The organism is Desulfovibrio sp. JY (assembly GCA_021730285.1).
Lineage (GTDB): Bacteria > Desulfobacterota > Desulfovibrionia > Desulfovibrionales > Desulfovibrionaceae > Solidesulfovibrio.
The window spans coordinates 3,150,308-3,175,828 of sequence record CP082962.1 but is presented as its reverse complement, the minus strand read 5'-3'; the positions used below and the strand labels follow the sequence as shown (position 1 = coordinate 3,175,828).

The window sequence follows — 25,521 nt, the reverse complement described above, 5'->3', positions numbered from 1 at the left end:
GGGGGTCCGGGGGACATCAAGTCCCCCGGCGGTGGGGTCCAGGGGAGGCAGAGCCTCCCTGGCCGCCGGAGGCCGCATGCCGCCTAAAACTCGGGGCCGAGTTCGGTCAACGTAACAAGGGTGACGTGGGGATCGCGTTCCTTGGCCCAGAGGAGCAAGGCTTCGTAGGTTTCGTTGTAGGGGTGGCCGATGGCTATGGCGTGGCCGTGTTTGAGGGCGTGGCGCTCGGCGGTTTTGAGTTGGCCGAGGATGGTGCGGACATTGCGGACGTTATCGAGGAAGACGGCCCGCCGGTAGTAGTGCACGCCGGCTTTGCGGGCGGCGGCGGCGGCGGCGCTGGTGGGCGAGGTGACGGAGTCCATGAAAAAGAGGCCATGGGCCTTGAGCACGGGCATGACGGCGTCCATGCCGGCCTGATCGCTGGTGAAGGCCGAGCCCATATGGTTGTTGATGCCGACGATATGCGGCAGCTGGGCGATGTTTTCGGACACGGTGTCCTGGATGCGCCGGGTGTCCATGTCTGTGAAAAGCGCTCCCGGGCCGGGATTGACCCGGGGGTAGGAGATCGGCTGCATGGGCTGGTGCAGGATGGTTTCGTTGCCGTGGGCGGTGATCTCGGCCGCCAGGGAACGGGTGTGCGGTCGGTCGGGCAGGATGGCCAGGGTCACGGGGAACGGCAGTTCCATGATTTTTCTGGCCATGGCCGGATTGTCGCCGATGTCGTCGATGACCACCACCATGCGCGGCCCCTTGGCGGTTTCCTCGGGCGTGGCAGGAGATGGCGTCGTGGGCCCGGTGGCCGGAGGCGTCAGGGGCGTTGCCGATGTGGCCGGAGCGGCCGGTTCGACCTTGGCCCGCATCTGCGAACCGTCGGGAGACGCGTCCGTACCGGGCAGATGTTCCTCGAAAGGCAACGCGGCCGGGCGGGCGGCATGGGCCACGGCCTGCTCCCGGACGGGCTTGGACGGCTGGCGCTGCGTTACGGCAGCGGCGGCAGTCGCGGGCTGGCGGACGTGTCCGACCTTGGCTCTCCGAACGGCATGGTCCGCCGGCAGCGGCGGGAATGGCCCGAAAAGCAGCATGGCCAGCACGCCCAGGGACACGGCCAGGACCAGCCCGGCAATGACCGCGAGATAAGGTCGGCCGGGGAGAACGACTTTTCGTTTCCCCCCGGCCTTGGAGCGCGCCGGAGCTTTCCCCGGCCCCTTGGCGGGTTTCATGGAAGCCGATTTCTGCTTGCGCGTGCTAGGGCGTGTAGGTCTTGATCGGGAAATACTTCACCAGTTCCAAAGCGAGTTTGAGCTGATTGTCCCGGGCAAGTTGCTCGAGCAGCTTCTGCTTGGGATCGTCGGAGGTCCCGGCCTTTTTCTTGCGCTTGTTTTCCAGGTGCCGGGACAGGTCGCGCTCCCGGAACTGGTGGTTGGCGGCCAGCTTGTCGCCGTCCGAGCCATTGTCCTGGAGCGGCACCATGAAGTCGGGTTCGATGCCCTCGGCCTGGATGGAACGGCCGTTGGGCGTGTAGTACAAGGCCGTGGTCAGCTTGATGCCCGAGCCGTCGGAGAGCGGGATGACGGTCTGCACCGAGCCCTTGCCGAAGGTCTTTTCCCCAACGAGCAAGGCACGCTTGTGGTCCTTGAGCGCACCGGCCACGATTTCCGAGGCCGAGGCTGAGCCGGCGTTGATGAGCACCACCAGCGGCGAGGTCTGATCTGCGCCGTCGCCCTTGGCGCTGAACACCTTTTCCTGGTCCGCGTTCTTGCCCTTGATGGACACGATCTGGCCCGAGGGCAAAAAGACGTCCGCGACGTTGACGGCCTGTTCCAACAGCCCGCCGGGGTTGTTGCGCAGATCGAGGATGACGCCCTTGAGCTGCTTCCCGCCCTTTTTATAATCGACCAGGGCCTGATTGAGCTCGTTGGTGGTATTTTCGTTGAAGCGGCTGAGACGGATATAGAGGTAGCCGGGTTCCACCTCATTGCTCTTCACGCTGATGATCGGAATGGTGTCGCGCACCACACTGACCTTGAAGGGCTTTTGCTGGTCCTTGTGGATGACGGTCAGGGACACGGGCTTGCCCTTGGGGCCGCGGATCTTTTGCACCGCGTCGATCAGGGTCATGTCCTGGGTCGGCTGTCCGTCGATCTCCAGGATCACGTCACCGGCCTTGAGGCCGGCTTTATCAGCCGGAGTGTCGTCGATGGGCGAGATGACGGTCAGCCGGCCGTTCTCCATGCTGATCTCGATGCCGATACCACCGAATTCGCCCGAAGTGCTGACCTGCATCTCCTTGAATTCTTCCTTGGACAGGAAGCTGGAGTGCGGATCGAGCTGCTGGAGCATGCCGACGATGGCCCCGTCGATGAGTTCGTTTCGGGTGACGGGCTTGACGTAATGGTTCTCCACCAGGTCCATGACCTGGCTGAAGCGCTTGAGCGGGGCAAAGCGGTCTTCGTCGTTCTTGGCGGCCAGGGCAACGGAGCCGACGGCCAGGCAGACGATCAGGGAACAGGACACCTTGGTCAAAAGACGCATACCTTCCTCCACGGAACATGACAGGCCGCGCCCTTAATTTCCCGCGCAGCCGTTTCCCTCGCTCTCGTCCGAAAAGACCCTATCGCCTCACGGCGAGCCACTCCGCCGGATTAAGAGCTTTTTCACGAAAACGCAATTCGAAATAGACGCCTGGTTTGCGAATGGGGCCGCAATATCCCGCCTGCCCGAGAACCGTTCCCTGGGCGAGCATGTCCCCCTCGGCCGCATCGAGACGCTCCAGACAGGCGTAGACCGTGTGGCGGCGCCCGCCATGGGACAAAATAAGCACCCGGCCAAGGCCCATGAGCGCTCCGATAAAAACGACCCGGCCGGCGGCGGCGGCTTTGACGGGCGTGCCTTCGGGCACGGCCAACACCAGCCCCTGGCGTGGCGGATTCTCCGCCGGAGCGAAGGCGGCGGCCACCCGGCCGGTCGCCGGCCAGGAAAGTCCCCCCTCCGGCGGCGCGAACACGTCCGGGACGTCCTCAGGGTTCTCCGACAGCGCATCGACCGGGGCAAGGCTCTTGGCCCGCGCCGACGGCGATGGAACGGACGTCTTCGGCGGTGCAAGGAGTTCCGGCGGCAAAAAAGCCGGGGCCGCCGCCGCGCCGGGCAGTCCCGCATCCCGGAAAAGCGTCCGCATCCATACATAGAGCCGGTCCGCCTCGGCCCAATCCCCGCCGGCACCGGGTTCCCCGGTCAAAACGGCCACCCGGCCGGGCCACAGCGCGGCCAGGAGCGCGGCCTGACGCCTGTTGGCCGCCTCCCGGGCCGCATCGTCACGGGCGCCAGCGGGCCGGACGGCATGGGACCGGGTCGACTCCCGGGCCACGGCCCATCCGGTTGTCGTCAAAAAGATGACGACGGCAACCAGAAGTGTCCACAGCCTCATGGCAGAAACGCTCCCAGCGGGCAAGTATCGCAACGCGGCGCGCGCGGCCGGCACCAGCCGTTGCCCACACGCACGAGCAGGGCGTGGAATTCATTGTACAAGGCCGTATCCTCGGGCAAGGCGTCCATGAACAGTTCCCGCAATTCCTCGTATCCCGCGTCTTCCGGGGCCAGGGCGTGCCGGTTGCAGATGCGCGCCGTGTAGGTGTCGACAACGAAGCTCGGCAGCGAAAGACCGTAGAGCAGAATGCTGTCCGCCGTCTCCGGCCCCACGCCCTTGACCGCAAGCAACCGCTCCCGGGCCGCATCGAGCCCTCTCTCGGCCAGGGTCGTGATGTCGCCGCCAAGTTCTTGCACGATAAGTGCCAGAAGGTTTCGCAGCCGGGCCGCCTTGACCCGGAAATAGCCCGCCGGCTTGATCAGCTCCGCCAGCTCGTCCGCCGGCAGGGCGTAGAGCGCCTCGGCCGAAAACCGGCCCGCGGTTTTCAGAGTGTCGATGGCGCGCACCACGTTGGCCCAGTTGGTGTTCTGGGTCAAAATCGCACCCACCGCCATCTCGAAGGCCGAATCCGCCGGCCACCAGCCGCTTTGACCAAGGGCATCGAGCATGGCCCGGTGCATGGCCAAAAAAAGTTCCCGCCGCTTCATACCGCAAACCGGCCGGTTTCCGTGCCCACGCGTCGCCCTCCCGTCAATGCCGCAATCTCCATGTTCGCCGCATCCGCCTCCGGTCCACTGTCGGCGGCTTTGCAAACGCCATAACCCTCGTGTAAGCCATCAGCCCGAATGTCGTAACGCCGCCAGCCGGCCTGGAGGATGCCATGTCCGCCGCCATGGTCTACATCACCGCCCCGTCGCCCGAGGCCGCCGCAGCCATCGGACGCGCCCTGGTCACCGAGCGCCTTGCCGCCTGCGCCAACATCCTGCCGGGCATGAGCTCGATCTACCGCTGGAAGGGCGCCATCGAGACCGCCGAGGAAACCGTGCTCATCGCCAAAACCCGCCTGGAGCTGGCCGACGCGCTCACCGCCCGGGTCAAGGAACTGCACGACTACGAGGTCCCCTGCGCGGTGGTGGTGCCCATTGTCTCCGGGCTGCCGGAATTTCTGCGCTGGATCGACGACGAAACCGCCCCAATCGCATAATAAAGGAGAACCCCGCCCATGCGCATCCTCGTCTCGGGCTCCCTGGCCTATGACCGCATCATGAGCTTTCCCGGCAGCTTCGCCGACCATATCCTGCCCGACAAAATCCATATTCTCAACGTTTGCTTCCTGGTCGACGGGCTGGAGGAAAAATTCGGCGGCACAGCCGGCAACATCGCCTATTGCCTGAAGCTCCTCGGCGAGGACCCGACCATCGTAGCCGCCGCCGGCAAGGACTTCGCCGCCTACGAAGCCTGGCTGCGCCACTGCGGCCTCTCCCTGCAAGGCATCCGCCGCATCGGCAGCGAGTTCACCGCCGGGGCCTACATCACCACCGACCGTTCCGACAACCAGATCACGGGCTTCAACCCCGGCGCCATGAAACACGGCGCCCAGTATCCCGTGGCCGAGTGCGACCCGGCCGACACCATCGCCATCGCCGCCCCCGGCAACCTGGACGACATGCAGGAATATCCCCGCATCTGCAAAGCCAAGGGCATCCCCGTCATCGTCGACCCCGGCCAGAACATCACCGCCCTGTCCGGGGAACAACTCACCGAGATGCTCACCGGCGCCGACTACCTTGTCAGCAACGACTACGAGCTGCAACTGATCGAAAATACCACCAAACTCACCCTGGCCGAAATCGTCGGCCGGGCCAAGACCGTCATCACCACCCTCGGCGAAAACGGCTCCACCATCCGCCAGGGCGCGCAGGAAGACCACATCGCCCCCTGCCCTGTCGCCGATGTCCAGGACCCGACCGGCGCGGGCGATGCCTTCCGGGCCGGATTCATCAAAGGCCTGTGCCTGGGCAAATCCCCGGTGGACGCCGCAAAAATCGGATCGGTCTCCGCCGCCTACGCCGTGGAAAAACACGGCACCCAGGAACACCACTTCACCTGGGACGCATTCCGCGCCCGCTACGCCGCGACATTCGGCGAACTGGCGTAGCGAAGAGTAGCGGTGCCGCCCATAGGCCGGGGCTCTGCCCCGGACCCCACCGGGAGGCCACGGGCCCCCCGGACCCCCCGATTCGGCTTTGGCCGGGCGGAGGTTTCGCGGGTTGCCGGGAGGGCGGAGAGTGGAAGATGGCGGCGGAATTTGTCGGGACGGTGCATGTCGCTTCGCGACAAGCTCGTCCCAGGCAAATTCCGCCGCCACCACGCCGTCGCCCCTTCGGGGCGAAATAAGAAAGTCTCTTCCTCCCCCTTTTAAAAGAGCTTCCATTTTCAACGAAATCGTTCGATATTTCTTGGCTCCCGATGTCGCGGCCCTCGCCACTTCACCCCTTTAAAATTTTTCGGGAGGGTGGGGGTCCGGGGGAGGGAACCCCTTTTTTCAAAAAGGGGTTCCCTCCCCCGGTTCCTCCCCCCCGCACACCACACCATGCCGCATTTACGCTCCGAGGATGATTTCCTGGCTTTGGTCGACCGGCATTTCCCGCGTGGCGGGGAGTCGGTGGCGCTTTCGCGCGGCGACGACGCGGCGGTGATTTCCTGTCCCGGCCGGATGTGCGTCACCACAGATCTTTTTTTGGAGGACGTGCATTTCCGGCGCTCGTACTTTTCGCCCGGGGATGTCGGGTACAAGGCGCTGGCCGTCAATATAAGCGATGTGGCCGCCATGGGCGCGCGGCCGCTGGGGTTCGTGCTGGGGCTTGTGAGTCCTGGCGAGGCCGACCGGGAGTATTGGGACGAGGTCCTGGCGGGCATGGCCGAGCTGGCGGGAGCGTATGCGTTGCCGCTGGTGGGTGGTGATTTGAGCCGGGGCGACAAGGTCGGGCTGACGGTGACCATCTGGGGCGAGGCCGGGCCGTCGGGCCGGTTCCTGACCCGGGGCACGGCCAAGCCGGGGGATATTTTGTTCGTTGTGGGGGAAATCGGCCTGGCCAGGGTGGGACTGGCTCTGCTGGAAAAAGACGGACGCAGCGCGAGGGAGTCTTTCCCGGCCGCTGTGGCCGCCCATCTGCGCCCGACGCCCCGGGTGGAAGAGGGGCTCATCCTGGCCGAGATACCAGGGGTCACGGCCTGCATGGACGTGTCCGACGGCCTGGCCCGGGACCTGCCCCGCCTGTTGCCGCCGGGCATGGGGGCGGATCTTTTCCTGCCGCCGGGGCTGCTGCATCCCGAGGTGACGGCCTATGCCGCCGGGCATGGCCGGCAGCCGGAGAAAGAGGCGATTTTCGGCGGCGAGGATTACGCGCTCGTGGCCAGCGCCACGCCCGAAGGCTGGAAAGCGGTGCGCGCCGCCCTCCCCGGGGCGAACCCCATCGGCATGGTCGGCGGCAAGCCGGGCTATACGCTCAACGGCGCGCCCTTCGCCATGAACGGCTTCGATCATTTCGGATAAATCATGGGACTTCTTTTATTCGGGGCGACGTGCATCAGTTTCGCAGCCGTGTTCGTCAAGCTGGCCGGCGTCGCCACCTCGGTGTCCGCGTTTTACCGGCTGCTCATCGGCGGGTTGGCGCTCTTGTCGCTTTTGACCGCGACAAAAAACCTTCCGGCGTTTCGCCGGGCGATGTCCTGGCCGGCGGTCGGTTGCGCCGTTTTTTTCGTGTGCGACCTGTTGTGCTGGCATGCCAGCATCGCCCGGGTGGGACCGGGACTGGCCACGCTGGTGGCCAACTTCCAGGTGTTCGCCCTGACGGCCGTGGCCGCCGTGGCCGGTCGCCGACTGCCCCGGCCGGGGTTTCTGGCGTCCATGGGGCTGGCCCTTTTCGGGCTGTACCTTGTGGTCGGCAGGAATTTCGCCGCCCAGTCGTCCGATTTCCACCTGGGCGTGGGCTATGGTCTGGCGGCGGCGGTTTTTTACGCGCTCTTTATCCTGACCCTCAAAAAAGCCGTCACCGACCAGGGCCGGGCCGGCCCCATGGCGACCATGGCGGTGCTTTCCTTTCTCGGAGCGGCGCTGCTTGTTCCGGTGGTCGCCGCGACGGATGCAAGTTTCACCCTGCCGGGGCTCCAGGCGGTCTGGTCCCTGGTCGCGCTCGGCATCCTGGCCCAATGCCTGGGCTGGCTGGCCATCTCCAGCGGTCTGGCCGGCGTGCGTCCCGCCCTGGCCGGGCTCATCCTGCTGCTCCAGCCCACGCTGTCGTATCTTTGGGACGTACTCTTTTTTGACAAAGCCACCGGTCCGGTGGAACTATGCGGAGTGGTACTGGCCCTTGGCGGCATCTATCTCGGTTCCGTCCGCTTCGCCGACAAACCTTAAAGGAGCGTTCCCCATGGACCTGACCCTTCGCGTACTCGGCACGGTGCGCTCGAAGCTCACCGACCCGGCCACGGCCCCGCGCTTCGAGACCGAAAACGCCCCATCCGCCGAGCTGGTCCTGGACCCCGCCTACCACGCCGCGGCCGAATCCCTCGAGGTCGGGCAGGAAATCCTGGTTTTCACCTGGCTCCACCTAGCCGACCGGTCCTGCCAGCAGGTCCACCCCCGCCGGGACAAGGCCCGTCCCCTGACCGGCGTTTTTTCCACCCGCTCGCCGGACCGGCCCAACCCCATCGGATTGCACAAGGTGCGCATCGCCGCCATCAATGGCGATACCATCACCGTCGAAGCCCTGGAGGCCATTGACGGTACCCCGGTCATCGACATCAAACCGCTGGCCGACCGTCAAAAAAATACCTGAGTGCGACAGGCAACAATCCGCACGGCCATGTTTTTTTCCGTCCAAGGCTTGCCGAGCACCGGGGAAATGCTTTAGCAAAACCACTGTCGACCACCGATCCCATCAAAGGAGTCCCGCATGTCCACCAAAGTTGAGCACGTCAAAAAGGTCAACGCCGTCGTCTGCGCCTATTTCGCCCATACCGGCTACCTGACCCGGGAGGAAGCCAAGGAATTATGCGGCCTCGACGAGACCCATTTCGAGGAAGCCTACGCCAAGGCCGGCAACATCTTCAGCAAGATCGGCTCCGAGCCGGACAAAGGCGTCAGCAAGCTGTTCGACCACCTGTCCAAGGAAGTCGACGAATACATGAAGCACATCAGCGGTTACGGCATCGCCTAAGCGCCGCTCCCGCCGTGCCTGCGACCCGGAAGCGCCTCCGGGTCGCAGCGGCCGGCACGACGTTACCGTGCCCGACTCCGACGCTTCCCATCCCGCCGCATCCCTGGCGGCCGCCATCGGCCGGGCCTATGCCACGGGCCGCGTCCCGGACCAGTGCCCCCTGCCGGCCTGGTTGGGGCCGATATTCCACGCCCTGCGCTCGTTTCTCAAAAATCACAGCCTGAGTCTCGCCGCCGCGCTGTCCTACACCACGGTGCTGTCCATCGTGCCGTTTCTGGCCGTGGCTTTTTCCGTGGCCAAGGGCCTCGGCTTCTACGACTCGCCCCAGGTCCATGACCTGCTCATGCGCGTCACCGCCGGCCGCGCGGAAGTGGTGGAGCAGATCCTGCTCTACATCCAGAACACCAACGTCAAGACACTCGGGGCCATCGGTACGGTGCTGTTGCTGGTCACGGCCGTGTCCCTGGTCTCCACCATCGAGGGCGCGATAAACGCCGCCTGGGACATCGGCGTCAAGCGCAGCCTTGTTACCCGCTTCACCAGCTATCTGCTTTTGATCATCATCTGCCCGCCGCTGCTTTTCGCCGCCGTAAGCGCCATGGCCGCGGTCCAGGAGGCAAGCCTCACCCGCCGGCTGCTGGAATTTTCCCTGATCCAGGACGTCGAGCGCATTGTCTTGTCCGTGGCCCCGGTGCTCATCGTCTGGACGGTCTTTTTCGTGCTCTATCAGTTTTTGCCCAATACCCGGGTCAAACCGCGATGCGCCGTTATCGGGGCGCTTTGCGCCGGGACACTGTGGCAGCTCGTGCAGTGGACCTATCTCAAATTCCAGTTCGGAGCCGCCGGCTACAATGCCATTTACGGCAGCTTTGCCCAGATTCCCTTGCTGCTCCTGTGGCTCTACATCAGCTGGGCCATCGTGCTGCTCGGAGCCCAGATCAGCCACACCGCCCAACGCTACGACGTTTTTTTGCGCCAGTCCCGTGCCGACGGCCTAGCCCAGTCCCACCGCCACGCCCTGGCCCTTTTCCTGCTTCTGCTCGCCGCGCGGGCCGCCGCCAAACGCCGTCAGCTCCCGGACATCACCCGCCAGGCGGCGCTCCTGGGCCTGCCCGAGGAGACCATGACCGGACTGTGGCAGTCGCTCGCCGACGCCGGACTGGCGGTCGCGGCCGCCGGGGCCAACGGCCGCACCTTCGTGCCCCTGGCCCCGGCGCAGGACGTGACCCTGGCCGACGTGGCCCGGGCCGTGGACGGGGACGACGCCCAGCCTCCGGCCGGCTTGGTCCGGGACTATCCCCTGCTCACGCAGCTTTGCGCCCTGGCCGGCCAGTCCGACCGCACGGAAAGCCTCGCCACCCTGGAAGCACGCTTCGCGGCGGACCTGGACGCGGCGTTTCCCGCCAAAATATAACGCAACCTCTTTTCTTTCCCGACTTTTTCCGTTACAGGCAACCTCCAGCCCTATCAGTACCCGCAAGGAGTTTCGCCATGCCGTCCGTTTCGTTCTGGCTCGCCTATCTCGCGTTCGGTTGCGCCGCCGGCATCATCGCCGGCCTGCTCGGGGTGGGTGGAGGCATCGTCGTCGTTCCGGCCCTGTATTTCCTCTTCACAGCCCAGGGACTGCCCCATGCGCACATCATGCAGATGGCGCTCGGCACGTCGCTGGCCACCATCGTCTTCACCTCCGTGGCCAGCTTTCGCGCCCACGACAAGCGCGGCGCGGTGCGCTGGGACATCTTCAAGAGCATCACCCCCGGCATCCTCATCGGCTCGTTTCTGGGAGCCTGGGTGGCGGCCCAACTGTCCACCAAATTTCTCAAGGGATTTTTCGTCGCTTTCCTGTATTACGTTTCCATCCAGATGATCCTCAACATCAAGCCCAAGCCCACACGGAGCATCCCGGGAACGGCCGGCATGTTCGCCACCGGCGGCGGCGTGGGGCTCATCTCCAACATGGTCGGCATCGGCGGCGGCACCATCACCGTGCCGTTTATGACCTGGTGCAATATCCCCATCCACGTGGCCGTGGGCACGGCCTCGGCCATCGGCTTCCCCATCGCCGTGGCCGGGGTCATCGGCTATATCGCCAACGGCCTGGGCAAGGCCGACCTGCCGGGCATGAGCATCGGCTACATCTACCTGCCGGCCCTCATCGGCATCGTGGCCACCAGCATGCTGACGGCCAAATACGGGGCTAAACTCGCCCACGCCCTGCCCGTGGGGACGCTCAAACGCGTCTTCGCCCTGTTCCTCCTGGCCATGGCCACGCGCATGCTGTGGAGTATGTTTTAAGGTGGAGAAGAGGGAAGAGGATGCGAGAGGGGAAACCCTTTAAAAAGGGTTCTCCCCTCTCGCGCTCTCCCCTTCCTAAACTTCTTAACGTAACAAATAATTTTCCAGTAACGCACTATTACTATTAAAAGTCTTTGGAAGGGGGCATGGGGGAAACCTTTCTCCAGAAAGGTTTCCCCCATCTCTTCACCTCTTAAAAGGAACGTCCATGGGACAAAGCCTGCTTGGGCTGGCGGCGCTTGTTCTGGTCGCCATGGCGCTCAGTGAACGTCGGGGTGTGATTCCCTGGCGGTTGGTTCTGGGGGGATTGGGGTTGCAGGTGGCCATCGCCGCCTTCATGCTCAAGGCGCCGTTTCTGCGCGGCCTGTTCATGGCCCTAAACGCCCTGGTCGCGGCCATGGACGAGGCCACGCGGGCCGGCACGGCCTTCGTGTTCGGCTACGTGGGCGGCGGTCCGGCTCCCTTTGCCGTCACCGACCAGTCCTCGGCGTTTATACTCGGCTTTCAGGCGCTGCCCCTGGTCATCGTCATCGCGGCGTTGACCGCCCTGCTCTATTACTGGAAAATTCTGCCCAAGGTGGTGCGGGGCTTTTCGCTGATCCTGGAAAAGAGCATGGGCATCGGCGGAGTGCTCGGGGTGGGTTCGGCGGGCTGCGTCTTTCTCGGCATGATCGAAGCGCCGCTTCTCATCCGCCCCTACATGGAGCGCATGACCCGAAGCGAGCTTTTCGCCATGATGGCCACAGGCATGTCCTGCATCGCCGGCACCATGCTCATGCTCTACGCCACGGTGCTCAAATCCGTCATTCCCGACGCCGTGGGGCACATCCTCACCGCCTCGGTCATCCACGCCCCGGCGGCGCTGGTGATGGCGGCGCTGATGATTCCGGAGAGCGAACCACCGACCCTGGGCCGCAAGCTGCCCGCCTCGCCGGCCTCGGGAGCCATGGACGCCATCGTTTCGGGCACGGCCGACGGGCTGAAGCTCTTCTGGAGCATCGTGGCCACGCTGCTTGTGTTCGTGGCCCTGGTCAAGCTGGCCAACATCATGCTTGCGCTCTTTCCGGAAGTGGCCGGCGCGCCGTTGACCCTCGAGCGCATGCTCGGCTTCCTGCTGGCCCCGGCGGCCTGGCTGCTCGGCGTGCCCTGGGCCGAAGCCGCCACGGCCGGTTCGCTGCTGGGGACCAAGATCGTGCTCAACGAATTCATCGCCTTCATCGACATGGCCAAGCTGCCGGCCGGGGCGCTTTCCGAGCACAGCCGCCTGATTATGACCTATGCCATGTGCAGCTTCGCCAACTGCGGCAGCGTGGGCATCCTGCTCGCCGGGCTCACCTCGCTTTGCCCGTCGCGCAAGCACGAGATCACGGCCCTTGGCGGGCGCGCCTTGGTGGCCGGCGTATTGGCCTCGCTTATGACCGGAACGGTGGTGGGAATCTTGTCGTCGTTTTAAAAGAGGCGGCAGGCGCCTGGAGAAGAAGCCTCGCGCGTTGTCGAACGGACTTTGCCCTCCAGTTCATCCGCTCCCGTCTTTCTCCCTTACGGTTCAGCGCAAGAGGAGGCGGTCAAGGCCATATGTCAAAATGACGCTCAGAATACACGAGGCCACTGTTTCTGGGAAAGAATTCGCTCCAAGAAGATGCTTCCCGACGAAGAGGGCCAGAACAGCAATTGATATAAAAATTGCAGAAATTGAAATAATACGCATCTTGAAAATTTGTTTTTTCGTCTTCCTGTTCTTTTTGTAAATGCCAACAAGGCGATCGATGCGGTCTTGCACGTACTCGAAAAACTCATTCTCATCATTCTTGAGAATCCAATGTGCATTTTGGTTCTCAACTTGCTCCAATTGCTCAGGGGTAGCTAAAAAGTAGCCGCGCTTGGAATACAGGGCGACAGGCAATTCCGTTGGATCAGGCCACTCTTTACGAATTTCACTGAGGACATGAAAGCCTCGTGGAATCCATGCCTCCTTAACAATACTGCGTGTCAGTTCCAATTGAGCGGTCAAATCCTGTAAACTTTTCTTGGCACGGTCTTCACGCTCCGCCTGATCAGGCGGTATACGGTCAGCAGGCCGCCAAATATCAAGCAACACAAGGTCTGGACTTTGATTTATTGCAAATAGCTTCTTGAGTTCATCAACAAGATTATTTGCATTATCAACTTCGAGAACCTTAAAATGCTCAGGCCTGGAAGTAAATTCTTCTCTGCACTCCGCTTCATCGTCAGCTATAATAATATTCTTGACTTTTCCCATCTTTTTTTCCTTTGTCACAATGAACATAAAAAACAGATTGAATCGATTATAACAAAAAAGGTGCACCCCCGTAAATAACCATCACACCATCCATGAATTTTGCTCTAACGAAGGCCGCCGGGATTGCATCACGTAACAGTGAGCCCCGACAAGCGGTCACGGAAGCCAATCCATTCAGGCATAGGTCAAAGATCCCTTGGCTCGTTTTCGAAGCGTGGGAGAAGGAGAAATGAAGACTGCAGAAAAAGGAAACTTGGGGAATGAGGGGAATAGCTGCGATGACGGGAGGCGAGAGGGGAACAAGCGCATCATTTTACAAAGATGAGGCGCCCCACCACTACCATGGAAAGATCCGCTCCTCTCAAGATGGATGCGTTCAGCCTTCCCGGGAATAGGGCGTTTCTACTATAACAGCGTCAAAACACCGCAGTCAGACCGTGCACGCCGCCGTCCCGGGCCGATCCCGCCGATCTTTGGGGCTGGCGACAGCCCCGCAATGCGGCAAATCCCCGACCAAACGGCAGTTACCGGCCAGAAGCGCGGCCACGAAATCACCCCGGCAGCGCACCGTGGCCTCGATCCGCACCGGCACGCGACCGAGCTCCTCCAGGCTGTGGGCATCGGAGCCGCAGACCGCCAGCAGGTTCCTGTCAGCGGCGAAACGGCGGGCCGCCAGGTTTTCCTCGGGCCGGTTACGCCCGTTTTCCACCTCCACGGCCAGCAGCCGTTCATGACGCAAAATCCCCGGCCCGGCCGGACGCCAGGACCGGAAGGGATGGGCGGCCACGGCCACGCCGCCAACCGCCGGGGCCAGTGACAGGACCTCGCGGGCCGAAAGCCCGGGACGCAGCCCCTCGAACGGCCCGAAAAGCAGGATGTCCCCTTCGGGCGTGGCGTACTCCATGCCGATGATCACGCACAGCCCGTCGTCCTGCGCGCCTTCCCGCACACGGCGGCCGGCGGCCATGGTGTCGTGGTCGGTCAGGCACACCCCGTCGAGCCCAAGCCGTCGGGCGTTGGCCAGGATCGCGGCAACCGGCAGCCGGCTGCACGGCGAAAGTTCGGTATGCACATGCAGGTCGAAAAGCATATCCTACCTTGCGGCCCTGGTCGGAAAAAGGCAAAGTGGTAATCCCGATGCACAACCCGCTTTTTTATCATATGAGCCGATACGGCCGAAGGCGCGACCGCTGATGCCTCGCTGTTGCGTGCTCGTGGTCCTCGACGGCCTGGGCGACCGCTCTCATGCCGTCCTTGGCGGCCGCACCCCGCTTGAGGCGGCGGTCACGCCGCATCTTGACCGCATCGCCGCCTCCGGGGCCAACGGCCTCTACCACGCCGGCTTTCTCGGCCAGGCCCTGCCCAGCGAGAATGCCCATTTCGCCATGTTCGGCTACGCGCCCGGGGAGTTTCCCGGCCGGGGCTACCTTGAGGCGCTCGGCATGGGCCTTTCCCCGGGGCCGGACACGGTCTGCCTGCTGACCCATTTCTGCAACGCGCGGGCGGAAAACGGCTGCCTGCGCCTTTTCCGCGACAAGCCCGAAAAGCCCTCCCCGGACGAGGCGGCCGCGCTGTTCGCCGCCGTGGCCGAATTTTCCTTCGAGGGCACGACCGTGCGCCTGCACCCGGACAAGGGGCTTTTCGGCGTGCTGACCTTGGACGGCGACGTCAGCCCCGAGGTGACGGACACCAACCCCATGGTGGACGGGCTGTTCGTGCCCGAGCCCGAGCCCATGGCCGGCGCGGACGCAGCGGCGGCCCATACCGCCCGGGTGCTCAAGGCGTATTTGCTCCACGCCTGGCGCGTGCTCGGCGACCATCCCGTCAACCGCGCGCGCCGGGCGGCCGGACTGACGCCCATAAACGCCCTGGTCACCCAGCGGGCCGGGTGCAGGCGGGACCTGCCGCCCTTTGTCGAACGTTTCGGCCTGCGCCCGCTTTCCATCACTTCGGGCACGCTGTTCGCCGGACTGGCCCGGGCCCTCGGCTTCGATTTCCTGGCCACGCCCGACACCGCCGATCCCGGGGCCGACCTGGAAAAGCGGCTCACCCTGGCGGCCAAGGCGGCGGCGGACTACGGATTTATCCACGTCCACACCAAGGCCCCGGACGTGGCCGCCCACACCAAGGACCCGCAAGCCAAGCGGGCGGTCATCGAGGCCCTGGACGCGGCCATCGGCCGGGCGGCCGGACCGCTGCTCGGCGACCCCGACATCCTGTTCGTGGTCACGGCCGACCACTCCACGCCCTCCTGCGGCCCGCTCATCCACGGCGGCGAGCCCGTGCCGCTGACTTTCCACGGCCAGGGGCAGCGGGTGGACGCGGTGACGCGCTTCGACGAGATCGCGGCCGCCGGCGGCTGTCTTGGCTGCGTACGCGGGCACGAACTGCCCTATCTGATTCTAAACGGCCTGGAACGGGCGCGGCTGGCCGGCATCCGCGACACGCCCCGGCCGCCGGCCTGCTATCCCGGGCCGGTAACCCCCATGCGCCTGGAGGAGCCATGAACGCGCTCCACCCGGTCGACGTCGGCGTGATCCACGGCCGATTCCAGGTGCTCCACAACGACCACCTGCGCTACCTGCTGGCCGGGCGCGAACGCTGCCGCCATCTGGTGGTCGGCATCACCAACCCCGATCCGTCCCACACCCGTAGCGAAGCGGCCGACGCCAAACGCTCGGCCCCGGCCGCCAATCCCCTGACCTACTTCGAGCGCCAGGCCATGGTCCGGGCCGCCCTGACCGCGGCGGGGACGGACCCGGCCGATTTCACGGTGGTGCCCTTCCCTATCAGCTTTCCGGAGCTCTACCGCTTCTACGTCCCCCTCGACGCAGTCTTCTTCCTGACCATCTACGACGACTGGGGACGGCGCAAACGCGCCTATTTCCAGGAACTGGGACTGCGTATCGAGGTACTGTGGGAGGTGGCGCAAGAAGACAAGGGCATTTCCGGCACGGATGTGCGGCGTCTCATGGCCCAGGGAGGTCCCTGGGAACCCCTCGTGCCGCCGGCCGTGGCCGAGCTGGTGCGCGCCTTCGGCCTGTGCGACCGCCTGGCGCGCGAAAGCTAGTCCATTACGTTTCGGGATCGCCCTGCCTGGCCGCCACGTGCAGCCCCACCAGCCGGGCCATGAAAAAGACCAGGTAGAACTGGCCGAGCAACCCTTCCAGAATCGCGATGACCTGGGCCACCGGGGAAAGCGGCACGATGTCGCCGTAGCCGATGGTCATGAGCGTCACGTAGCTGAAGAAAAAGAGCAGGCGATCGGTCATCTCCTGCGACAGGGGACCGTGGTGGACCGTGAAGGCGAACGCATCGGGAATGACCTTGTTCACAAAGCCGTAGAGCAGAAACCACATGGCGCCCATAAAGAGGTAAACGCAAAGCCCTCCCAGCACGGTATCCAGATTGACCCGGCGTTGCCGGGCCAGATACAGCGACAGCGCGACGCCCGCCAGAAAGACCACCGCCGCGCCCAGGGCGTCACAGGACAAATTCCAAAAAATCCCCCCGATGAGGTGCTTTCCCATGACGCCGAAGACGCTTGCGATCGTAAGCCCCAGGATGACGGGATAGAGCCGGCTGTGGCGCACGCCATGGACGGAGGCAATGAGCAGAATCAGGAAAAAGATGTCCTGGAACACGTCCGTGCCCGGACCCGTCAAAAACGGCGAGGCAACGATCTGGGCCAAAAGGGCGCCAAGCAGGATATGGAAGCGATTGCCCGAACGCGACGGCGCGATGGTGGCGTTGATCGGCGGCTGGACCATGCGACTCCTCCCTGTCTTCCCGGCTACGCGATCCCCGACCCGGCCGCAACCACCCGCGCCGTCACAACAAGGCCGCGCCGCTTAAAAGCATGACAAAACGTTTGTAGAGTTCGAGGTCGAAGGAGCCGGCCATCTCGTGGCGCATGATGGAAAGCGCTTCGAAGGGGCGTACCGCATCGGCGTAGACGCGCCTGGAGGTCAGCGCGTCGTAGACGTCGGCCAGGGACACGGCCCGGGCGTGCAGGGGCACGGCCTCGCCGGAACGGCCGCCGGGATAGCCCCGTCCATCCATCTTTTCGTGGTGCATGAGGATGCACTCCCGGGCCAGGCGCGACAGGGAAAGCGGCCGGCAATAGCGCACGCCGAGGGCGGGATGCTCCCGGATGGCCAGGAATTCCTCGGGCATCAGGCGGCCGGGCTTGCGCAGGATGGAGACGTCCACCGCTTCCTTGCCGCTGTCGTGCAAAAGCGCCCCCACCCCGGCCTGGATCAGCGCCGGTTTGGGCAGGCCCAGGGACTTGAGCAGAAACAGCGTGTAGACAAAGACATGCACCCCATGGCTGTAGACGTCGTAGTCATGGGACATGAGCGTCCCTATGCGGGCAAGCCCCGCCTCGGTGGCCAAAAAGTTTACGCAGTCGCGCACGTAGGCCCCGAACAGCCGGCCGTGCCTTTCGGAAACGCCCTGGGGCAGCCGCGTGCGCAGCAGATCCCGGACGATGTCGCAGCAGTTGTGATAAAAAACCGCCGCCTTGTGCTCGGTCGCCATGTCCGGGGACAACAGCGCCTCGCCCAGGTGCCGCCGCATATAGCCCCGGTAGCGCTCCCGCTCCTCCTGGTGGATGTAGACCACCGACACGCCATATTCCGCCAGAAGCCTGCGCCGATCCCGGGTGACCGCCTCGCCGCTATGGGCGAAAAGGGTGTGGGTGTCGCCATGGCGCAGATAGAGTTCGAAGTCCCCGGCGGCATGGGCGAAGAGATGCGTCAGCGGAATAGGCTGGTATTCGCTTCCCGGGTCGAGCGGCGGCGGCGGCAATACGGTCATGCGGTCATGCGGTCATGCGGCGTTTGACTTTGTTATAAAATAGCGCTCCACCATCCCGGCCTTCCCCTTCGGTTGGCCAAAAACATTCGTATTTGCGGCGAATTGGCGCATTGCACTGCTTATTGGTCGGTTTTATCACTCCCCCCTTAGCAAAAGACGGGCCGCTCCTTCGGCGTTTCCGCCTCCTTGCCAGCCCGGGACCGGACTGCCATGATCGCGCCCCACACATAAGGAGGACACACCATGTGCGGCAGATTCGCCCTGGCTGTGCCGCGACGCCTGGTGGCCGAAGCCATGGGCGTGCCGGACATGCCCCAAAACATCCCGGACCGGCCGGAAATCTTCCCCGGCGAACTCGTCGAGGGCATCTTCGCCGCCCGGCAAACCGGACGACACATGGCCGGCCTGTTTCGTTGGGGATTTCTCCCCTCCTTCGCCACATCCGACCGGCCCCTGCGCCCCATGATCAACGCCCGGGCCGAAACCGTCCTGGACAAACCCTCCTTCCGGGGCGCCATCCGCTACCGTCGCTGCCTGTTGCCGGCCCAGGGCTTCTACGAATGGCGCACGGACCCGGGCGGCGGCAAAACCCGCTTTTTCGCCACCTTGCCCGAAACGCCCGTCATGGCCCTGGCCGGCATCTACGAACGCACCCTTACCCCGGAAGGCGAGGCCCGCGACACCGTGGCCATCCTCACCCGGCCCGCCGCCTCCGCCATGGCCGCCATCCACGACCGCATGCCGCTCATCCTGCCGCCGGAGATTTTCAGGGACTGGCTCGATCCGCTCCTGACCGAACGCCAGGACGTGGCCCCGCTTCTGGCCACGCCGCCCCCGGAGTTGCAGCTGGTTGCGGGATAGCGTGGAGGCAGGGGCTCCGCCCTGGACCCGGCAGGAGAGGCTCCGCCTCTCCTGCACCTCTCCGCCGGGGGACTTGATGTCCCCCGGACCCCCTTTTCCCGGGTTGGGATGGTGGGCGGCGGTGAAGTCGGGAGAGGACGGGACGGGACGAGGGATGTTTGTCGCCGCAATCGGCCGGCGGCACGAGACGCTTCGCGCCTCGACGCCGGACGCGATTGCGGCGACAACCGCGCCAGCGGCGAAGCGCCGCAACGGGAATGGACAGAAAATGAGCGCTCTTTTAGGGTAGCAGACGGCAAAAATCCCTTAAAAGCTTTATGGGGGGTCCGGGGGGCCAAGGGCCCCCCGGCGGTAGGGGCCAGGGGAGGCGGAGCCGCCCCTGGCCGCCGGAGGCACTCAAGTGAAACTTGCAATATTCGGGTTCGAGCGGCGCGCGGAGCTGGGGCTGCCGCTCTACCTGTCCACGGTCCAGGCGGGATTTCCGTCGCCAGCCGAGGACTACATCGACAAGAAGCTCGATCTCAACGAGCAACTGGTGCGCCATCCGGCGGCCACCTTTTTCGTGCGTGTGGACGGCGATTCCATGCGTGACGCCGGGGTGGCGTCCGGCGACATTTTGGTGGTGGACCGGGCCGTGGAACCCCGCGACGGGCACATCGTCATCGCGGCCCTCGACGGCGAGCTGACGGTCAAACGGCTGCGACGCAAAAACGGCCAGATATTGCTTGTGCCCGAAAATCCCGACTATGCGCCGGTGGCCGTCGGCCCCGAGGCGTCCTTCGAGGTCTGGGGCGTGGTCACCTACATCATCCACAAGGCGTAACGCCCCCATGCCCACGGTTTTCGCCCTGGTCGACTGCAACAACTTCTACGCCTCCTGCGAGCGGGTCTTCGCGCCGTCGCTTCAGGGCAAACCCATTGTGGTGCTTTCCAACAACGACGGCTGCGTCATCTCCCGCTCGGCCGAAGCCAAGGCGGCGGGAGTACCCATGGGCGCGCCGGCCTTCAAGTGCCGGGACCTTTTCGCCCGCCGGGGGGTGACGGTTTTTTCCTCCAATTACGCCCTCTACGGCGACATGTCGGCCCGGGTCATGAGCGTGTTGACCCGCATGGCCCCAAGCCTGGAGATCTATTCCATCGACGAGGCATTCCTGGACCTGACCGGGCTTCCCGGCGACGCGAGCGACCATGCCCGCCGCATCAAGGAGACGGTCGGCCGTTGGACGGGCATCCCGGTTTCCGTTGGCATCGGCCCTACCAAGACGCTGGCCAAGTTGGCCAACAGGATGGCCAAGATGCGGCCGGAATGCGGCGGGGTGTTCGATTTTTCGGCTTGGCCCGATCCTGCCCCCCTGCTCGAAAGCGTGCCGGTTGCGGAGGTCTGGGGCATCGGCCGCCGCCACGGGGAAAAGCTGGCCAAATTCGGCGTGGTCAACGCCCAGCAGTTTCGCGACCTGCCCCAGGTGTTCGTGCGCCGGCACATGACCGTGCAGGGCGTGCACACCCAGCTCGAACTGCGCGGCTTTTCCTGCATCGACCTGGAAAAGGCCCCGCCGCCGCCGCGCACGCTCATGTCCTCGCGCTCCTTCGGCGAGGCGGTGACGACCCTGGAGCCGCTCTCTGAGGCCGTGGCCTCCTATGTCGCCCGGGCGGCCGCCCGTCTGCGGGCAAGGCGCCTCGTGGCCGGGGGAATCGAAGTCTACGTCCGGACCTATGCCGACGCCTCGGGACGCCCGCCCTCTTCCGACATCGCCGCCGCCGCGCCCAAATCGCCCACGGCCCACACCGCAACGCTCATCGCCCTGGCCCAAGCCGCCCTGTCCGGCATCTTCCGGCCCGGCCAGCGCTACAAGAAGGCCGGGGTGATCCTCACCGGCCTCGAGCGCGAATCCGGCCGCCAGCTTTCCCTGCTCGACCCCGAGCCGGCAAACGCGGCCCGCGATGCCCGGCTCATGGCCACCCTGGACGCCATAAACGCCAAATGGGGCCGCGACACGTTGCGCTGCGCCGCCCAGGGAGCCGCGGCCACGGGGCAATCCTGGGCCATGCGCCAGAACATGCGCTCCCCGCGCTACACCACCGTCTGGGCCGAACTGCCCGTGGTGACCGCCGGCTGACCGTTCCCGGAGGCCTCATGGACCGTTCGGACCTGCTGCATCTGCTCTATCTGCTGCTGCTTTTGGCGGCGCTCGTGGCCATGCGCTGGCTGCCCCGGTTCAGGAACAGCCGCGACTGGCGTCTTTTCCGCTCCAATGGTCACGAAAAGAAAGAAAAACACCCGAATCGGCCGCATTGCCCTTGAACCACCTGCCATTAAAGGATAAAATAAGTATTATGTACACGCTGCCCGAAAGCCCGCAGCCCTATGCGGACAAATACTTCCTTCGATCCCGGCAGATCCTGGAGGCCGAAGGCCTCAATCCCATCGCGACCATGCAGGTGTTTTTCCGGGACGGACCGGGAAAGTTCGCCGGCATAGACGAAGCCGTGGCCGTGTTCCGGGCCTTTTCGCCCCTGGCCGACCATGGCGGGGAAATCCTCGCCCTGCCCGAGGGCGCGGATTTTTCGCCCCTCGAGCCGGTCATGCACATTACCGGGCCACTTCTGGATTTCATCGAGCTGGAAACGCTCTATCTCGGCATCGTCAGCGCCGCCACGTCGCTTGCCTGCGGCCTGCCCGAGCCCACGACGCGGGAGGTCGCGGCCAAGGCCGCCGCCATCCGCGAACTGCTGCCGGACACGCCGCTGATGTATTTTGGCGCGCGCCACTGGCACTGGTCGCGGGAGGAAGCGTTTTGCCAGGCCGCCGTCAGCGCGGGCTTCGATTCCTGCGCCACGGACGCCGGAGCCAGGGCCGCCGGACTGTCCCAGGGCGTCGGCACCATTCCCCACGCGCTCGTCCTGGCCTTTGCTTCCCGCGTCGGCCGGGAGCACGCCACGCGCGAGGCCACCATCGCCTTCGACCGGCACATCGAACGCTCCTGTCCCCGCATCGCCCTGGTCGACACCTTCAACCACGAGGTCGACGATTCCCTGGACACGGCCAAAGCCCTTGACGGACGCCTCGACGGCGTGCGCCTGGACACGGCCGGGGAATGCCTCGGGCAGGGAGGCGTCGCCTTCGACGGGCGCACCTATCAGACCGGTCCCGGCGTCACCGTGGCCAGCGCCCTGGCCGTGCGCCGGGCGCTCGACGCGGCCGGACATGACAAGGTGGATATCGTGCTTTCGAGCGGTTTCGGAAACCTGGAGAAGGTGGCGGCCTTCGCGGCGGCCCGACGCGAACACCCAAGGCTCTTCGCATCGCTCGGCATCGGCGGGCTGTTCAAATCCTACGCCGCCACGGCCGACATCGTGCGCGTCGGCGGGGCCGACCTGGCCAAGACCGGCCGGGCCTTCCATGTCAATCCGCGCTTAATGAAAGTGCTTTAAGACGTAACCGGGGGGAAACCTTTCTGAAGAAAGGTTCTCCCCCCGGGCCCCCTTTCCAAAGACTTTCAACGATAACAGACTGTCCCCGCTAAAAGTTTTTGGGAAGGGAGAGCGCGAGAGGGGAACCCTTTTTTCAAAAAGGGTTCCCCTCTCGCATCCCCTTTATATCTCCCTATTCGCGTCGCGGGCGCGGATCTCGGCTCGTTTGATCTTGCCGCTGATGGTCTTGGGCAGTTCGTCCACGAAGTCGATGACACGCGGATACTTGTAGGGCGCGGTCTCCTTCTTGACGTGGTTTTGCAACTCCTTGGCCAGCTCGTCGGACGGGTCGAACCCGGAAGCCAAAACCACCGTGGCCTTGACCGCCTGGCCGCGCACGGGATCGGGCACGCCGGTCACCGCCGCCTCGACCACGGCCGGATGTGTGATGAGCGCGCTTTCCACCTCGAACGGTCCGATGCGGTAGCCGCTCGACTTGATGAGGTCGTCGGTGCGGCCGAGGAACCAGTAGTAGCCGTCCTCGTCCATCCAGGCCTTGTCGCCCGTGTGGTAGTAGCCGTTGACCACGACCGAGGCGGTCTTTGCCGGCTCGAGCAGGTAGCCGGCGAAGAGCCCGACGTTCTTGTCGTCCTCGAGCCCGATGCAGATTTCGCCTTCCACGCCCGTCGGGCAGGTGTGCCCCTCCTCGTCAAGGAGCGTCACGTTCCAGCCCGGGGCCGGCCGGCCGATGGAACCGGGCTTGGGCTCCATGCAGGGAAATGTGGCGATTTGCAGACAGGTTTCGGTCTGGCCGTAGCCTTCGTAGATGGGCAGCCCCGTGATCTCCTTCCAGGCCCGAAACACGCCGTCGTTTAACAGCTCGCCGGCGGTGGTGCAGTAGCGAAGCGCCGACAGGTCGTATTTCTTCAGGTCCTCGCGGATGAGAAAGCGGTAGACCGTGGGCGGGGCGCAAAAGGTCGTGACCTTGTGCTTGCTCATGATCTCGAGCAACTCCGCCGGATGGAACTTGCCTCGGAAGTCCCAGACAAAGATCGTGGCCCCGGCCATCCACTGGCCGTAGAACTTGCCCCACACGGCCTTGCCCCAGCCGGTGTCGGCCACGGTGAGGTGGATGTCGCCGGGCTCCAGGTTGTGCCAGTAGACGCCGGTGGGCATGTGGCCCAGGGCGTAGGCGTGGGTGTGCTCCACCATCTTGGGCATGCCGGTAGTGCCGGAGGAGAAGAAGATGAGCAGCGTGTCCTTGCCGCCGGGGGCGTCGGGGGTCCGGGGAAAAACGTCCGAAGCGGCGGCGCGGATGGTTTCGTAGTCGAGCCAGCCCGCCGGCATGGGGGCCTCGCCCACATGGATGAGGACGGAAAGCGTCGGGCAGGTCGGCCGGGCGTCCTCCACCCGGGAGACGACCGAATCCTCGGCGATGAGGGCCTTGATGCCGGCATAATTGACCCGGAAATCGATGTCGTGGGGGGTAAGCAGGTTGGGCGAGGGCACGGGCACGGCCCCGAGCTTGTGCAGCGCCAGCATGGTCACCCACCACTCCAGCCGGCGGTAGAGGATGACCATGACGCGGTCGCCCTTCTTGAGCCCCGCGTCCTTGAAGGCGTTGGCCAGCCGGGCAGATTCCTTGCTGAAAAAGGCCAGGTCGAAATCCCGGCGGTTGCCCTCCTTGTCGATATGGATCATGGCCGGGCGGGTCGGGTCCGCGGCGGCCTCGGTGTCGAGGAAGTCGAAGGCGAAATTATAGTTTTCGGGCACGGAGACGGACACGGTCTCCAGCAGTTCACGATACGTTTTGGGTCGCAGTTTGGCGACAGGCATGGTCTTGGGCTCCAAGGGCAATAGGTTGGTGTCGCGTGAAACGCTTTGGCATGGATCGGCTCGGCCGGACACCGCATGGGCAATCGGCGCCCGGCTAGATAATCACGTCGAGGAATTCGGCTTCCGTGTCGTCGAGTCCCCGCATGGCATGGGGCGTGCGCGAGGAAATATACAGGGAATCATGGGGTTCGAGGGTAAGCACCTCGTCGCCGAGGCGCACTTCCATGCGGCCGCGCAGCATGTAGATGAATTCCTCGCCCAGGTGCCGGTTGAATTCCATCTCCGACTCGGCCTTGGGCGGCACCGTGACCAGAAACGGCTCCATGAGCGGCTTGTGGAACCGGTAGGCCAGGGACTGGTACTTATAGGCCTTGCGCCGGTCCACGGACAGGCCGTTGCCGTCGCGCACCAGGGAATAGGCGTGCAGGTGGGCCTCGCCGCCGGTCAAGAGCGCCGTAAGGTCGACGCCGGCCGCCTTGGCCACTTCGTAAAGGTAGCTGACCGGAATTTCTTCTTCCCCGGTCTCGTACAGCAGCACCTGGTCCGCCGAAACGCCCGTGGCCTCGGCCAGTTGCTCCATGGTGAAACCCGTCACTTCGCGGATGCCGCGCAGCCGCATGGCGATTTCCCGCACGGGTCCGATTTCCTTGCTCATGAGAGTCCCCTTGCCTGATGTTTTAAATGCACTCGCGCCTCCCCGTCTTTTCGCACGTCAAAGGGGCTTGTCAATTTTTTTTCACGGCCAGGGACATGCAAAAACGGCTGGAATTTCGCCAAACCTTGGGCTATGGAAGCTGCTTCACGGGGCTGTGCCGTCATTTCCGCCCCACCTTACTTCAGATTCTACCAACGAGGGAGCCATGAGCGACAAAAAGCTTGGTGATCGCATTCGCACGTACCGCGAGGGCCAGGAGCTTTCCCGCGAGGAACTTTCCCGGCGCACGGGCCTTTCCGTGGATTTCCTGACCGCCCTGGAAGAAGAAGACGTAACTCCCTCGATCGGCCCCCTACTCAAGATAGCCCTGGCCCTGGGCCAGCGCCTGGGCACCTTCATGGACGACGCCGTGGACGGCGATGTGTGCCTGACCTGCCGGGTTGACAGAGCCGAGGACGACGCCGTGCTCAGAAAGGCCCGGGGCAAACGCGCCGCCTTCCGCTACCATTCCATGGGCCGGGGCAAGACCGATCGCCACATGGAGCCCTTTTTCATCGAGGTCTACCCCGACGAGGACGCCGCGGCCGAAAAACCGCTGTCCTCCCACGAGGGCGAGGAATTCATCGTGGTCGTTACCGGCGAGCTGGAAGTGATCCTGGGCAACGAGCGCCATGTCCTCGCCCCCGGCGACTCCATCTATTACAACTCGGTGGTGCCCCACTATGTCGGCTGCGGCAACGCGGAAAGAACCGACATCTACGCCGTGCTGTACATCCCGCAATAACGAAAGGAGCCACCT

27 protein-coding genes are annotated in these 25,521 nt (G+C 64.5%); 17 read left to right on the top strand and 10 right to left on the bottom strand.

The features are described 5' to 3' along the window. Positions 1 to 83 precede the first annotated feature (83 nt). The 4 genes from K9F62_14205 to K9F62_14190 all read right to left on the bottom strand — a co-directional run bounded on the left by K9F62_14205 (position 84) and on the right by K9F62_14190 (position 4,071). On the bottom strand, positions 84 to 1,220 hold the full coding sequence (locus K9F62_14205) for a divergent polysaccharide deacetylase family protein (GenBank protein UJX39861.1): 1,137 nt from the start codon (positions 1,218 to 1,220) through the stop codon (positions 84 to 86). Between the two features lie 25 nt (positions 1,221 to 1,245). Continuing rightward, complete coding sequence (locus K9F62_14200; GenBank protein ID UJX39860.1) at positions 1,246 to 2,532, bottom strand: S41 family peptidase; 1,287 nt, start codon at positions 2,530 to 2,532, stop codon at positions 1,246 to 1,248. Between the two features lie 79 nt (positions 2,533 to 2,611). Continuing rightward, entirely contained in the window at positions 2,612 to 3,424 is an 813-nt protein-coding gene (locus tag K9F62_14195) for a peptidoglycan DD-metalloendopeptidase family protein (GenBank protein ID UJX39859.1), read from the bottom strand. Beyond that, positions 3,421 to 4,071 (bottom strand): endonuclease III domain-containing protein, encoded by a 651-nt coding sequence (locus K9F62_14190; GenBank protein UJX39858.1) that lies wholly within the window; start codon positions 4,069 to 4,071, stop codon positions 3,421 to 3,423. Before K9F62_14190 ends, K9F62_14195 begins: the two co-directional genes overlap by 4 nt. Before the next feature lie 173 nt (positions 4,072 to 4,244). Here K9F62_14190 and K9F62_14185 point away from each other — a divergent pair, with 173 nt between their 5' ends. The 9 genes from K9F62_14185 to K9F62_14145 all read left to right on the top strand — a co-directional run bounded on the left by K9F62_14185 (position 4,245) and on the right by K9F62_14145 (position 12,334). After that, a complete protein-coding gene (locus tag K9F62_14185) occupies positions 4,245 to 4,568 on the top strand; it encodes a divalent-cation tolerance protein CutA (GenBank protein ID UJX39857.1) in 324 nt (107 codons plus the stop codon). An 18-nt stretch (positions 4,569 to 4,586) separates the two neighbouring features. After that, positions 4,587 to 5,522, top strand: coding sequence for a carbohydrate kinase family protein (locus K9F62_14180; GenBank protein UJX39856.1), 936 nt, complete (start codon positions 4,587 to 4,589; stop codon positions 5,520 to 5,522). Between the two features lie 435 nt (positions 5,523 to 5,957). Continuing rightward, positions 5,958 to 6,920 (top strand): thiamine-phosphate kinase, encoded by a 963-nt coding sequence (thiL, locus tag K9F62_14175; GenBank protein UJX39855.1) that lies wholly within the window; start codon positions 5,958 to 5,960, stop codon positions 6,918 to 6,920. Between the two features lie 3 nt (positions 6,921 to 6,923). Next, on the top strand, positions 6,924 to 7,784 hold the full coding sequence (locus tag K9F62_14170) for a DMT family transporter (GenBank protein UJX39854.1): 861 nt from the start codon (positions 6,924 to 6,926) through the stop codon (positions 7,782 to 7,784). 13 nt (positions 7,785 to 7,797) lie between these two features. Then, positions 7,798 to 8,205: a tRNA (N6-threonylcarbamoyladenosine(37)-N6)-methyltransferase TrmO gene (tsaA, locus tag K9F62_14165; GenBank protein ID UJX39853.1), complete on the top strand. Its 408-nt coding sequence runs from the start codon at positions 7,798 to 7,800 to the stop codon at positions 8,203 to 8,205. A 117-nt stretch (positions 8,206 to 8,322) separates the two neighbouring features. After that, positions 8,323 to 8,586, top strand: coding sequence for a hypothetical protein (locus K9F62_14160; GenBank protein ID UJX39852.1), 264 nt, complete (start codon positions 8,323 to 8,325; stop codon positions 8,584 to 8,586). 67 nt (positions 8,587 to 8,653) lie between these two features. Continuing rightward, positions 8,654 to 10,000, top strand: a complete 1,347-nt coding sequence (locus K9F62_14155; protein UJX39851.1) for a YihY/virulence factor BrkB family protein — start codon at positions 8,654 to 8,656, stop codon at positions 9,998 to 10,000. A gap of 77 nt (positions 10,001 to 10,077) precedes the next feature. Further along, complete coding sequence (locus tag K9F62_14150) at positions 10,078 to 10,881, top strand: sulfite exporter TauE/SafE family protein (protein ID UJX39850.1); 804 nt, start codon at positions 10,078 to 10,080, stop codon at positions 10,879 to 10,881. A gap of 208 nt (positions 10,882 to 11,089) precedes the next feature. Further along, complete coding sequence (locus K9F62_14145) at positions 11,090 to 12,334, top strand: nucleoside:proton symporter (GenBank protein ID UJX39849.1); 1,245 nt, start codon at positions 11,090 to 11,092, stop codon at positions 12,332 to 12,334. 93 nt (positions 12,335 to 12,427) lie between these two features. Here K9F62_14145 and K9F62_14140 read toward each other — a convergent pair whose 3' ends face one another. Continuing rightward, entirely contained in the window at positions 12,428 to 13,141 is a 714-nt protein-coding gene (locus tag K9F62_14140) for a hypothetical protein (protein ID UJX39848.1), read from the bottom strand. Positions 13,142 to 13,571: 430 nt separating this feature from the next. Further along, positions 13,572 to 14,231 (bottom strand): PHP domain-containing protein, encoded by a 660-nt coding sequence (locus tag K9F62_14135; protein UJX39847.1) that lies wholly within the window; start codon positions 14,229 to 14,231, stop codon positions 13,572 to 13,574. Between the two features lie 103 nt (positions 14,232 to 14,334). On the opposite strand from K9F62_14135, the gene K9F62_14130 reads away from it, so the two are divergent. Next, entirely contained in the window at positions 14,335 to 15,648 is a 1,314-nt protein-coding gene (locus tag K9F62_14130; protein ID UJX39846.1) for a phosphoglycerate mutase, read from the top strand. Then, entirely contained in the window at positions 15,645 to 16,211 is a 567-nt protein-coding gene (locus tag K9F62_14125) for a nicotinate-nucleotide adenylyltransferase (protein ID UJX39845.1), read from the top strand. The genes K9F62_14130 and K9F62_14125 overlap by 4 nt, the downstream gene beginning before the upstream one ends. A gap of 4 nt (positions 16,212 to 16,215) precedes the next feature. Here K9F62_14125 and K9F62_14120 read toward each other — a convergent pair whose 3' ends face one another. Together K9F62_14120 and K9F62_14115 are read right to left on the bottom strand one after the other, a co-directional pair. Next, the gene (locus K9F62_14120; GenBank protein UJX39844.1) at positions 16,216 to 16,911 is read right to left on the bottom strand and encodes a two pore domain potassium channel family protein; all 696 of its coding nucleotides are present in this window, start codon (positions 16,909 to 16,911) and stop codon (positions 16,216 to 16,218) included. A gap of 61 nt (positions 16,912 to 16,972) precedes the next feature. Further along, a complete protein-coding gene (locus K9F62_14115; protein ID UJX39843.1) occupies positions 16,973 to 17,959 on the bottom strand; it encodes an HD domain-containing protein in 987 nt (328 codons plus the stop codon). Positions 17,960 to 18,202: 243 nt separating this feature from the next. Between K9F62_14115 and K9F62_14110 the strand changes: the two genes are divergently transcribed. The 5 genes from K9F62_14110 (at position 18,203) to K9F62_14090 (ending at position 22,252) form a co-directional block, all read left to right on the top strand. Further along, positions 18,203 to 18,820, top strand: a complete 618-nt coding sequence (locus K9F62_14110) for an SOS response-associated peptidase (protein UJX39842.1) — start codon at positions 18,203 to 18,205, stop codon at positions 18,818 to 18,820. 400 nt (positions 18,821 to 19,220) lie between these two features. Then, the gene (gene umuD / locus K9F62_14105; GenBank protein ID UJX39841.1) at positions 19,221 to 19,643 is read left to right on the top strand and encodes a translesion error-prone DNA polymerase V autoproteolytic subunit; all 423 of its coding nucleotides are present in this window, start codon (positions 19,221 to 19,223) and stop codon (positions 19,641 to 19,643) included. Between the two features lie 7 nt (positions 19,644 to 19,650). Further along, positions 19,651 to 20,937, top strand: a complete 1,287-nt coding sequence (locus tag K9F62_14100) for a Y-family DNA polymerase (protein UJX39840.1) — start codon at positions 19,651 to 19,653, stop codon at positions 20,935 to 20,937. A 17-nt stretch (positions 20,938 to 20,954) separates the two neighbouring features. Beyond that, complete coding sequence (locus K9F62_14095) at positions 20,955 to 21,122, top strand: hypothetical protein (protein UJX39839.1); 168 nt, start codon at positions 20,955 to 20,957, stop codon at positions 21,120 to 21,122. A 32-nt stretch (positions 21,123 to 21,154) separates the two neighbouring features. Continuing rightward, positions 21,155 to 22,252: a nicotinate phosphoribosyltransferase gene (locus K9F62_14090; protein UJX39838.1), complete on the top strand. Its 1,098-nt coding sequence runs from the start codon at positions 21,155 to 21,157 to the stop codon at positions 22,250 to 22,252. Positions 22,253 to 22,414: 162 nt separating this feature from the next. Here K9F62_14090 and K9F62_14085 read toward each other — a convergent pair whose 3' ends face one another. Continuing rightward, positions 22,415 to 24,067, bottom strand: a complete 1,653-nt coding sequence (locus K9F62_14085; GenBank protein ID UJX39837.1) for an AMP-binding protein — start codon at positions 24,065 to 24,067, stop codon at positions 22,415 to 22,417. A gap of 94 nt (positions 24,068 to 24,161) precedes the next feature. Further along, positions 24,162 to 24,722, bottom strand: a complete 561-nt coding sequence (locus K9F62_14080; protein ID UJX39836.1) for a cupin domain-containing protein — start codon at positions 24,720 to 24,722, stop codon at positions 24,162 to 24,164. Positions 24,723 to 24,927: 205 nt separating this feature from the next. Here K9F62_14080 and K9F62_14075 point away from each other — a divergent pair, with 205 nt between their 5' ends. Next, positions 24,928 to 25,506 (top strand): XRE family transcriptional regulator, encoded by a 579-nt coding sequence (locus tag K9F62_14075; GenBank protein UJX39835.1) that lies wholly within the window; start codon positions 24,928 to 24,930, stop codon positions 25,504 to 25,506. Positions 25,507 to 25,521: the final 15 nt, after the last annotated feature.

Excerpts from the sequence above, each read along its gene's own strand:
- K9F62_14205 (UJX39861.1), bottom strand. The coding sequence starts at position 1,220 with ATGAAACCCGCCAAGGGGCCGGGGAAAGCTCCGGCGCGCTCCAAGGCC.
- K9F62_14200 (UJX39860.1), bottom strand. The coding sequence starts at position 2,532 with ATGCGTCTTTTGACCAAGGTGTCCTGTTCCCTGATCGTCTGCCTGGCC.
- K9F62_14195 (UJX39859.1), bottom strand. The coding sequence starts at position 3,424 with ATGAGGCTGTGGACACTTCTGGTTGCCGTCGTCATCTTTTTGACGACA.
- K9F62_14190 (UJX39858.1), bottom strand. The coding sequence starts at position 4,071 with ATGAAGCGGCGGGAACTTTTTTTGGCCATGCACCGGGCCATGCTCGAT.
- K9F62_14185 (UJX39857.1), top strand. The coding sequence starts at position 4,245 with ATGTCCGCCGCCATGGTCTACATCACCGCCCCGTCGCCCGAGGCCGCC.
- K9F62_14180 (UJX39856.1), top strand. The coding sequence starts at position 4,587 with ATGCGCATCCTCGTCTCGGGCTCCCTGGCCTATGACCGCATCATGAGC.
- thiL (UJX39855.1), top strand. The coding sequence starts at position 5,958 with ATGCCGCATTTACGCTCCGAGGATGATTTCCTGGCTTTGGTCGACCGG.
- K9F62_14170 (UJX39854.1), top strand. The coding sequence starts at position 6,924 with ATGGGACTTCTTTTATTCGGGGCGACGTGCATCAGTTTCGCAGCCGTG.
- tsaA (UJX39853.1), top strand. The coding sequence starts at position 7,798 with ATGGACCTGACCCTTCGCGTACTCGGCACGGTGCGCTCGAAGCTCACC.
- K9F62_14160 (UJX39852.1), top strand. The coding sequence starts at position 8,323 with ATGTCCACCAAAGTTGAGCACGTCAAAAAGGTCAACGCCGTCGTCTGC.
- K9F62_14150 (UJX39850.1), top strand. The coding sequence starts at position 10,078 with ATGCCGTCCGTTTCGTTCTGGCTCGCCTATCTCGCGTTCGGTTGCGCC.
- K9F62_14145 (UJX39849.1), top strand. The coding sequence starts at position 11,090 with ATGGGACAAAGCCTGCTTGGGCTGGCGGCGCTTGTTCTGGTCGCCATG.
- K9F62_14140 (UJX39848.1), bottom strand. The coding sequence starts at position 13,141 with ATGGGAAAAGTCAAGAATATTATTATAGCTGACGATGAAGCGGAGTGC.
- K9F62_14135 (UJX39847.1), bottom strand. The coding sequence starts at position 14,231 with ATGCTTTTCGACCTGCATGTGCATACCGAACTTTCGCCGTGCAGCCGG.
- K9F62_14130 (UJX39846.1), top strand. The coding sequence starts at position 14,335 with ATGCCTCGCTGTTGCGTGCTCGTGGTCCTCGACGGCCTGGGCGACCGC.
- K9F62_14125 (UJX39845.1), top strand. The coding sequence starts at position 15,645 with ATGAACGCGCTCCACCCGGTCGACGTCGGCGTGATCCACGGCCGATTC.
- K9F62_14120 (UJX39844.1), bottom strand. The coding sequence starts at position 16,911 with ATGGTCCAGCCGCCGATCAACGCCACCATCGCGCCGTCGCGTTCGGGC.
- K9F62_14115 (UJX39843.1), bottom strand. The coding sequence starts at position 17,959 with ATGACCGTATTGCCGCCGCCGCCGCTCGACCCGGGAAGCGAATACCAG.
- K9F62_14110 (UJX39842.1), top strand. The coding sequence starts at position 18,203 with ATGTGCGGCAGATTCGCCCTGGCTGTGCCGCGACGCCTGGTGGCCGAA.
- K9F62_14100 (UJX39840.1), top strand. The coding sequence starts at position 19,651 with ATGCCCACGGTTTTCGCCCTGGTCGACTGCAACAACTTCTACGCCTCC.
- K9F62_14095 (UJX39839.1), top strand. The coding sequence starts at position 20,955 with ATGGACCGTTCGGACCTGCTGCATCTGCTCTATCTGCTGCTGCTTTTG.
- K9F62_14090 (UJX39838.1), top strand. The coding sequence starts at position 21,155 with ATGTACACGCTGCCCGAAAGCCCGCAGCCCTATGCGGACAAATACTTC.
- K9F62_14085 (UJX39837.1), bottom strand. The coding sequence starts at position 24,067 with ATGCCTGTCGCCAAACTGCGACCCAAAACGTATCGTGAACTGCTGGAG.
- K9F62_14080 (UJX39836.1), bottom strand. The coding sequence starts at position 24,722 with ATGAGCAAGGAAATCGGACCCGTGCGGGAAATCGCCATGCGGCTGCGC.
- K9F62_14075 (UJX39835.1), top strand. The coding sequence starts at position 24,928 with ATGAGCGACAAAAAGCTTGGTGATCGCATTCGCACGTACCGCGAGGGC.